The 7,024-nt window shown below is 68.3% G+C and carries 5 protein-coding genes and 3 pseudogenes; 5 read left to right on the top strand and 3 right to left on the bottom strand.

Annotation, left to right across the window (positions count from 1 at the left end):
- Positions 1-372 precede the first annotated feature (372 nt).
- Complete coding sequence (locus ACFV0Q_RS07025; RefSeq protein ID WP_385001633.1) at positions 373-675, top strand: recombinase family protein; 303 nt, start codon at positions 373-375, stop codon at positions 673-675.
- Here the strand turns inward: ACFV0Q_RS07025 and ACFV0Q_RS07020 are convergent, their stop codons facing one another.
- Complete coding sequence (locus ACFV0Q_RS07020; RefSeq protein WP_385001630.1) at positions 676-924, bottom strand: hypothetical protein; 249 nt, start codon at positions 922-924, stop codon at positions 676-678.
- On the opposite strand from ACFV0Q_RS07020, the pseudogene ACFV0Q_RS07015 reads away from it, so the two are divergent.
- Positions 890-1,336, top strand: a pseudogene (locus tag ACFV0Q_RS07015) (MFS transporter); the annotation flags it as partial. The gene ACFV0Q_RS07020 and the pseudogene ACFV0Q_RS07015 overlap by 35 nt on opposite strands.
- Positions 1,337-1,348: 12 nt before the next feature.
- On the opposite strand, the gene ACFV0Q_RS07010 reads toward ACFV0Q_RS07015, so the two are convergent.
- Positions 1,349-1,849 carry a hypothetical protein gene (locus tag ACFV0Q_RS07010; protein WP_385001627.1) on the bottom strand — a complete coding sequence of 167 codons (501 nt, stop codon included), beginning with the start codon at positions 1,847-1,849 and terminating at the stop codon, positions 1,349-1,351.
- A gap of 238 nt (positions 1,850-2,087) precedes the next feature.
- Between ACFV0Q_RS07010 and ACFV0Q_RS07005 the strand changes: the two are divergent.
- Both ACFV0Q_RS07005 and ACFV0Q_RS07000 read left to right on the top strand, forming a co-directional pair.
- Positions 2,088-2,420, top strand: a pseudogene (locus tag ACFV0Q_RS07005) (transposase); the annotation flags it as partial.
- Between the two features lie 428 nt (positions 2,421-2,848).
- Complete coding sequence (locus ACFV0Q_RS07000; protein ID WP_385001624.1) at positions 2,849-3,892, top strand: transposase; 1,044 nt, start codon at positions 2,849-2,851, stop codon at positions 3,890-3,892.
- On the opposite strand, the gene ACFV0Q_RS06995 is transcribed toward ACFV0Q_RS07000, so the two are convergent.
- Positions 3,850-4,635: a transposase family protein gene (locus ACFV0Q_RS06995; protein ID WP_385001621.1), complete on the bottom strand. Its 786-nt coding sequence runs from the start codon at positions 4,633-4,635 to the stop codon at positions 3,850-3,852. The two genes, ACFV0Q_RS07000 and ACFV0Q_RS06995, sit on opposite strands and share 43 nt — an antisense overlap.
- Positions 4,636-4,902: 267 nt before the next feature.
- Here ACFV0Q_RS06995 and ACFV0Q_RS06990 point away from each other — a divergent pair.
- Positions 4,903-6,495, top strand: a pseudogene (locus ACFV0Q_RS06990) (ISAzo13 family transposase).
- Positions 6,496-7,024: the final 529 nt, after the last annotated feature.

Raw genomic sequence — 7,024 nt, 5'->3', positions numbered from 1 at the left:
TGGCCGGGCAGATCACTGACGACCAGTGACGAACCCGCCCCGGACTATCGTCCCCGCCGGCCCTTCCCACCGTGACGCGACTCCGAGCACCTCGCCACGTGCACCGAACCCCGGCCCGACCGCGCGTGCGGGGCTTCCCCTGAACGAGTAGTGATCATCTACTGACAGTGAACACTGCCCCGGCAGGGGGCATGGAGGGCTTGGATCGAAAAACCCGTCGCTCCTGCCCAAGACCGGAAGGGGTCGAGATGACCAACTCCCACGACGCCGCCAACGCCGCCAACGCCGTCTCCGCCGATTTCAGCGAACTCTCAAGGACAGGCACGCGAGCGCTAACAACGCAGCTAGCTAGAAGGCGCCGGCTGCGCCCGCATCTTCACAGACAAACTGTCCGGGAAGAACGCCGAGCGGCCGGAGCTGTGGAAGGCCCTCGACTACGCCCGGCCCGGCGACACCCTCGTGGTGCCCTCCCTCGACCGGCTCGGCCGGTCCATCCAGGATCTGATCGCCATCGTCTCCGGCCTGCGCAAGCGCGGGGTGGGCTTCCACTCGCTGCACGAGTCCCTGGACACGCCCCCCCCCGGCGGCAGGCTCGTCTTCCACGTCTTCGCCGCGCTCGCCGAGTTGGCCCTGTTCTCGTATAGCTACCGCCAGGTGGCGTATAGCGCTGAGTAACTACACGGGGCTGAGGTCGCGCTGCTGAAGGGCGGCGAAGTCGGTGTGTGCCGTCTCGATGGCCTCCGGGTACGCCTGGGTCTTCTCGTGCTCGGCGAGCGCACGGTAGATGCTGGCCAGGCCGGGGTTCTGGCCCTTGCGCTTGCCGGTGGGGATGATCAGGTCGAGACGGATCTGCTCGACGGACTCGCCCGCTGCCCGGCGCCGCAGCACGGTGGGCGCGCTGGCGTCCCAGCTCGGCTCGGTCACCGTGTCCGCGGTGCCGGACGAACAGAGCGCGGAGGTCGGCGGCGTCCAGACCGCCGTGACCACCCTCTGTGCCTCGATCGGCACGGCGCTCGCCGGGTCGATCCTGATCGCCGCCATGACGGGGTCGTTCCTGACCAGCGTCGAGCAGAACCCGGCGGTCTCCGCCGAGGTCAAGACCCAGGCGTCCGTCGAACTCGCCAGCGGCGTGCCCTTCCTGTCGGACGCGCAGCTGAAGACGGCCCTCGACGAAGCGGGCACCAGCCCGGAGGTGGCCCAGGCCGCCCTCGACGCGAACGCCGCCGCCCGGATCTACGGCCTGCGCGCCGCCCTCGCCTTCGCCGCGACCGTCGCCCTGTTCTTCACCCTGCGGATCCCGGCCACCCAGCCCCGTGCGACGAAACCGCAGCCGTAGCCCTACGGCGATTCAGTGCTTGACCAGGACCTTCGCGCTCACCAGGGCCAGTCCCATCAGGAGGTTGACCACCGCGGTCACGGCGATCAGACGGCGCGTGGCGCCGGCTCTGACGAGGACCGCGGTGGCCCAGCCGATCTGCTGCGCGAGGGCGACGCACAGCGCGACCCATCCGGTGCCCTCGGGCCCGAGCCCCAGGGAAGGGCACACCAGCACGGCGATGGCCGGTGGGATCGCGACCCCGGCGATCGGCCATTCCTTGTGCGCTTCGCGGCGGACCAGCTCCCACGACAGCCCCTGGTGCGCCAGCCGGTCACCCACGACGTTGGCGTAGACGTGCGTGATCCAGAAGACCAGACCGGTGGTGAGCAGCATGACCACGAGCTGGAGCCGGGGGAAGGGACCGAGCGTTCCCGCCGTCGCGATGACCGAGGCGGCGAGGAGCGAGCCGTAGACCGCACCGGTGTAGTCCCGGGTCGGCGTCCTTGCCCCTTCGGAGCTGCTTTGATCCATGGCCTCAGCATGCCGAGCGGTCCGGGGCCCACGACGGCACCGCGCCGGGCGGGCCGGGCAGCAGTCAGCACCCCACCGGATCAGGGGCCTGCGGTCCCGGACGGCGAACGTAGCATTCACCAGCTTCCGCAGGGCCGCGCGCATGTTGGCGCGGTTGAGCTTGACTCTGTCGGGGATCTTGGCGTTCCCCGGTGCGGCAGCATGATCAACGGGCATGCTCGGGCTGTTCCAGTGACCGATGGAATCGTCGAGGTGCCCGTTGTCGCTCCGCCCCTGTTCCGGTGAGCAAGTCCCTTCTCTGACCGCGCAGATTGCGCGAGCGAGCAACTCGGGTGGCACGACGGCGATGTGGGTGAGAGACCGGCTGGACGGCTTGTGGCACGATGAGGATTTTGCTGATTGGTACCCGCGAGACGGGCGCCCGGGTCTGTCACCCGCCCAGTTGGCCACCGTCTGCGTGCTGCAGTTCCTGCTCGGCCTGTCGGACCGGCAGGCCGCCGAGGCGGTCCGCTGCCGCATCGACTTCAAATACGCCATGGCCCTGGAGCTGGACGACCCCGGATTCCACCACAGCGTGCTTGCCGATTTCCGCAACCGGCTCACCGAGGCCGACCGCGCGGACCGCCTCCTCGACCTCGCCCTGGTCCGCCTCCAAGATGCCGGCCTCGTGGGCCAACGCACCACGCAGCGCACCGACTCCACCCACGTCCTGGCTGCGGGTACGCGACCTGACTCGCCTGGAACTGATCACCGAAGCGGTACGTGCCACGTTGGAAGAGGTCGCTGGCTCCGCCGGGCACCTGCTGGACGGCCTGGTCGACGAGGAGTGGGGGCACCGATACGGGCGACCTGTCCGCCTGGGCAAGAACCCCACCAAGCCCAAGACCAGGATCCTCGCCACCGGAAACGACGCCTCCCGACTCCTGGAACACCTCTACCGGCATGGGACGGACCGTGCCTCCGGCCTCCGGCCTCCGAGTCCAGGCCCTGCGCCAGATCATGGTGCAGAACTACCACCGTGACGCCGAGGGCTGCCTGCGCTGGCGCACCGACGAGAACGACGGACCGGGGCTGCCGCCCTCCTCGCGGGCGATCGTCTCCCCGTACGACACCTCGGCCCGCTACGCACGCCACGGACACATCATCAGCTGGAGAGGGTTCGCCGCTCATCTGACCGAGACCTGCGCTCCGGACACCCCCAACGTGATCACGGATGTGGCCACTGCCGCGGCCACCACCCACGACAGCCAGCTCCTGCCCGGCATCCACACACGCCTGCGGCGCCGCGGCCTGCCGCCCGCCGAGCACCTGGTCGACAGCGGCTACACCTCCCTGGTCCACGTGGAGCAAGCCGCCCAGGACCACCAGGTCACCGTCACCGGACCACAGCCGGCAAACCCCACCCGGCAGCATCGCCAGGGCGCGGGCTTCGCCCGCGACGACTTCCACATCGACTACGACCGCCAGCAGGTCACCTGCCCCCAAGGACAGGTCAGCCACGGCTGGCACGGCCCCTACCCGACCTCCTCACCCACCGCGGCCCCACTGATCGTGGCGAAGTTCACCAAGAGCCAGTGCCAGTCATGCCCCGCCCACACCCAGTGCACCACCTCACGGGAAATCGTCCGCACCGTGTGCTTTCCCCCACGCTCACTCCGCGACCTGCAACTCCGAGTCCGCACCGAGCAGCAGACCCCCGAATGGAAGATCCGCTATGCCATGCGCTCCGGCGCGGAAGGCACGGTCAATGAGTTCGCCCACGGCCATGGCATACGACGGCTGCCGCTATCGAGGCCAGCGCAAAGCCCACATTCAGCACGTGCTGACCGCGATCGCCGTCAACATCGAGCGTCTCAGCGGACTACCGTCGACCGAAGAAAACTCTCCACCCCGAAAATCGACGGCCTTCCAGAATTACCTCGACCAGCGCAAGATCCCCCGGCTCACCTCCTGGCGAACCATCGGCAAATGAACTCGCAAGATCCCCGACAGAGTCAAGCTTACGGCGGGCAGATCCACGGCACGGGGACGGGCTGCGCATGATCGCCCTGCTTGTTGCCGCCGCTGACCCCTTCTGGCCCGGCGGGATGTGCGTCGAGGAGATCGAGAGCGGTATGCACCCCGCGCACATCGTGTTTGCCGCGTCGTTTGCGTGGCGGTGTGACGACCTGGCCGCAGGTCTGGGCGCCGAGGCCCTGATAGCCGGCATCGGCGAGTATCTGCAAATCGATGCTGTCGGCGAGGAGATCGACCAGGCCGGCGTCACGCGCTTGGGTGATGTCGGCGACTGAGCCGGCACGGACTTCGCCGCAGAACAGCAGCCGTCCCTGTTCGTTGGTGATGACCAGGGCCTTCATCGCGTTGATACGGCTCTTGCCGGAAATGAAGCGGCTGCGTCCGCCGCGGTGGGCCGAGGGCCTGCGGACCTGGATTTCGGTGGCGTCCATGAGTGCGGTCCGACCGGTGGCGCCGATGTGGGCGATGACATCGGCGAGGGTTCGGAGCCTGAGGCCGTGCTCGGTCCGGCAACCGCGGTCGGCGAGCAAGGGCCTGATCTCGGCGACCGCCCGGGTGATGGTGGAGCGGTCGACTTGGAACCAGCAGGCCAAGACGTCGTGCGTCACGCCGTGCCGCAGATGCACCAGCGTGGCCAGCAGCCGGTCGACGAAGACCAGCTTGTACTTGGCTCCCGCACCGACCGCCCGCCGGCGCGGCCGGTCAAGCAGCTCGGCATCTCTGCGGGACTGCCAGACCGGCCCCAACTCCACTACCAAGTCGGCGATCACGGATGTCGAGAGTCCCGTGATACGACGCTCAGCCATGATCAGTCTTCGTGCTGCGATCCCCACCACGAACAGCCCAACGACCCAGCCCAACCGCCGTCACGCCAACCATGCACGAGGTCGTTAGGGCTCGCAGAGAATCAAGGTGTTACTTCCCGTTGTTCGGCTCGTTGGTGTGATATGCGCATATCTGGCGAGGTCCGTGATCAACTCGTCCTGAAGTTTGCGGTGTTGTTCCCGCATCTGGACGAGCGGCAGCGTCATCTGCTGATGGGGGCCGAGGCCAGGATCCCGGGACACGGCGGGATCCGGGCGGTCCCGAGCGACCGAGGTCAGCGAGACGACCGTCCGTAAGGGCGTGGACGAGTTGGAAGCGGGAGTGGAACCGCTGGGCCGGGTTCGCCGCTCGGGCGGCGGTCGCAAGCGGGCGGCCGAGGTGGATCCAGGGCTGCGACCTGCACTGTTGGCGCTGGTCGAGCCAGGTGTGCGTGGGGATCCGATGTCGCCGCTGCGCTGGATGACGAAGTCAACACGCAAACTCGCCGCCGAGCTCACGAGGCAGGGGCACCGTATCTCGGCGGACACTGTCGCCGACCTTCTGCGGGAGGAAGGGTTCAGTCTCCAGGCCAACGCCAAGACCCTGGAGGGCGGGCAGCATCCCGACCGGGATGCCCAGTTCCGTTACATCAACGACCGGGCCAAGGAGCATATGGGTGCCGGTGATCCGGTGATCAGCGTGGATACGAAGAAGAAGGAACAGGTCGGCCCCTACAAGAATGGAGGCCGCGAGTGGGAGCCGAAGGGAGCTCCGGCCCAGGTCAAGACCCACGACTTCCTGGACCGGCAGGGACCCGGCAAGGCGATCCCGTACGGAATCTACGACGTCGCCGCGAACACCGGCTGGGTCAGCGTCGGCTCCGACCACGACACGGCAGCCTTCGCCGTTGCCTCCATCCGCCGCTGGTGGCAGGTCCGTGCCAGCCACGACTACGCGCACGCCACCCGGTTGCTGATCACCGCGGACGCGGGCGGCTCCAACGGATACCGCACCCGCGCCTGGAAGACCGAACTCGCCAACCTTGCCGCCGAGACGGGCTTGGAGATCACGGTCTGCCACATGCCGCCGGGCACCTCGAAGTGGAACAAGATCGAGCACCGGCTGTTCTCCCACATCTCCATGAACTGGCGTGGCAGGCCCCTGACCAGCCACGACGTCATTGTGAACAGCATCAAGGCGACCACTACCCACGCCGGGCTGAAGGTCCACGCCGAACTCGATTCGGGAACCATGACACAGGCATCAAGGTCACCGACACAGACATCGACGCCCTGCCCATGCACCGGCACCTCTTCCACGGCGATTGGAACTACACCCTCCACCCACGACACCACGAGACGGCCGGCGCCGCCGACGACCCGCGGCCGGCTGAGGATCTGTCACCGCAGTCCCGCGTTGACGGTCTGCGCAATCCGGAACTGACCGGCATGACCGAGTCGGCGCTGGACGCACTCGTCGACCAGCTGTCCCGGAGACTCGACGAGCTACGTGAAAACGGACGGTTTCAGCAGCGAGGAAGCGACCGCGTCCGTGCTCGCGGCGCCGGCGCCAAGGACAAGCTGACCACTGCCGACAGAGTCCTGGCCACCGTGCTCTACCGGCGCAAACTCGGAACCCGAGACCTGATCGCCCAGCTCTTCGGCGTCAACGGCAGCACCAGCACCAGGGCCGTTCAGCACGTCCAGCCCCTCCTTGCCGAGTACGGCCACACCATCCCACCCTCGACAGCCAGGTTCCGCACACCCGCCGACGTCACCGCGTTCGTCACCACCAACAGCCCCACGGAGATCAAGTCGGCATGTTGATTCTCTGCGAGCACTTAGGACCTGCCGTTGCCGCGGTGCCAGCCGCGAGTGACCGCCTCCGCGGTCGGCTACCTCACCCGCGACGGCCTGCTCGGCCGCCCGTCCGGGCAGCTTGTACGGCGCCGTTGCAGGCACGGGCAGCTCGGGTTCGATGGCCACCTCGGCCTCCCCGGGTCGCACGGACCTCCGCACCGCAGCGATGCGGAGTGCCCGCACCGGCGGGTCACCCAGAGCTGGAGCCGCCTTGCCGGAGGGCGGTCATGCAGGTGGAGGCGATGGCGGTGAGGCCTTCGTGGTGTGCACGATACGCGGGCAGATCCGGCAGGCATCTGCGCCGCCCTGGGCCCACCAGCGGCAGGTTGGGCGGATGACGCACGGCGGCGGTGCGATCGCAGCCTCCACGGCGTCGCCCTCGGCGCGGCCCAGGTCGGCCACCGCGTCGCCGAGGGAGCACCGGTCCTCTGCCCACTGACGGCATGCCGACTCGACACACGGACCGGCGAAGCGGAACCGAGCCTCGGGCGGGCGC

Origin of the sequence: Streptomyces sp. NPDC059564 (assembly GCF_042735575.1) — a bacterium.
GTDB lineage: Bacteria > Actinomycetota > Actinomycetes > Streptomycetales > Streptomycetaceae > Streptomyces.
The sequence above is the reverse complement of the archived record's forward strand: the minus strand, read 5'-3'. Positions and strand labels throughout refer to the sequence as shown.